Below are 252 nucleotides of genomic sequence, written 5' to 3' on the forward strand. Positions count from 1 at the left end.
CAACAATGCCCACACCATCAAAGTGCCCAGGGCGCGATTGACCACATAATTGCGTGGTAATGCCGCCAGCAAGAACAGAGGTCGGTGGCGGCATTACTGGGTACATCTCAGCGATACTTGGGGCAAAGACATAGTCCGTACCAACTGTTGCTAGCTTGGCGACATCTTCATCTAATGTGCGTGGATAACTCTCAAAGTCCTCTCCTTCCCCAAACTGGGTAGGATTGACGAAAATACTTACCACCACGATAT

1 protein-coding gene is annotated in these 252 nt (G+C 50.0%); it reads right to left on the reverse strand.

From position 1 onward, the window contains the following. On the reverse strand, window positions 1-252 hold a 252-nt coding region (locus AAEY72_RS15675), incomplete at both ends, for a pantoate--beta-alanine ligase (protein ID WP_352311548.1).

It is taken from the genome of Psychrobacter sp. W2-37-MNA-CIBAN-0211 (assembly GCF_040309405.1).
GTDB classification, from domain to species: domain Bacteria; phylum Pseudomonadota; class Gammaproteobacteria; order Pseudomonadales; family Moraxellaceae; genus Psychrobacter; species Psychrobacter glaciei.